This window comes from Mycolicibacter sinensis, assembly GCF_001667945.1.
GTDB lineage: Bacteria > Actinomycetota > Actinomycetes > Mycobacteriales > Mycobacteriaceae > Mycobacterium > Mycobacterium sinense_B.
Map to the genome: position 1 here is coordinate 1 of NZ_LZJK01000068.1, position 1,353 is coordinate 1,353.

At 65.0% G+C, this 1,353-nt stretch carries 1 protein-coding gene; it reads right to left on the reverse strand.

All coding sequences use genetic code 11. The annotated features are described in order from the left end of the window. Window positions 1-1,200, reverse strand: a 1,200-nt coding sequence (locus A5694_RS09265) for an IS256 family transposase (protein ID WP_064921546.1), incomplete at its 3' end; no start/stop codon positions are given. Between the last annotated feature and the right edge of the window lie 153 nt (window positions 1,201-1,353).

A 1,353-nucleotide genomic window follows, 5' to 3' on the forward strand; every position in this document is an offset into this window, starting at 1 on the left:
CGCGTGCTTCTTCGCGATGACCACTCGTAGTTCGTCCATGGAGATATCGGAGAGGTAGCGGCGGGTGACTTGCCATTCGTCGTGGGCTTCGATGACCACCGCGGTGGCCAGGCGCAGGAATGCCGCGGGGTTGGGGAAGATCTCCACGACATCGGCGCGGCGTTTGATCTCCTTGTTGAGCCGCTCGATCGGGTTGTTCGACCAGATCTTCTGCCAGTGCGCCTTGGGGAACGCGGTGAACGCCAGCACGTCGGTCTTGGCCTCGCCCATCATGGTCGCCACCTTCGGAAATGACACGGCGAGGGTGTCAGCGACCCGATCCCACTGATCAGCCACCTCAGTCGGGTCGGTGTGAGCGAAGATCGTCTTGACCGCCGCCGTCACCGCAGGGGCGTGCTTGGCCGCGACCGCGGTGTGCAGGTTACGCATGAAATGCACCCGGCACCGCTGCCACGACGAGTTGGCGAACTGCTGCGCCACAGCAGCCTTCAACCCAGCATGGGCATCGGAGATGACCAGATGCACCCCCGCCAGACCGCGCGTCTTCAGCGAGGCCAGGAACTCACGCCAGAACTCGTAGGATTCGCTGTCACCGACGGCGGTGCCCAGCACTTCGCGGGTGCCGTCGATGGACACCCCGGTGGCCACCACCAGCGCCTGAGAGACCACGTGCGCCCCGATGCGGACCTTGCAGAAGGTCGCATCGCAGAAGACGTACGGAAACGTCGTGTGACCCAGGCTGCGAGTGCGAAACGCCTCGATCTCTTTGTCGAGGCCGGCGCAGATCCGCGAGACCTCCGACTTGGACACCCCCGATTCGACACCCATGGCGGCCACCAGGTCATCGACACTGCGAGTCGACACGCCGTGTACGTAGGCCTCCATGATCACCGCGTGCAACGCTTTGTCGATGCGGCGGCGCCGCTCCAGCAGCGACGGGAAGAACGACCCGGCCCGCAGCTTGGGGATCTGTACCTCGATGTCCCCGGCGGTCGTCGACACCGTTTTCGGCCGATGCCCATTGCGGTGCACCGCACGGCCCGCGGCGCGCTCATAGCGGCCAGCGCCGATCGCAGCAGTGGCCTCGGCCTCAATGAGCTGCTGCAGCCCGGCACGGATCAGCTCGGCGAACACCGCGCCGGCATCAGCGGACTTCAGCGCATCGAGCTGAGCAAGCAATGCAGAATGATCCTGGGTCATCGCGTCGTGTGTCCTTCTGTGAGTCACTTTGGTCGGTAACTCACTGACCACTACGCGATGGCCCACCCCGACACCGTCAGCGACACACCCGATACCAAGTCCAGCACCGTCTGCCCCGACCCCCGAAACCCCACCACCCCAGGGGACTCACCC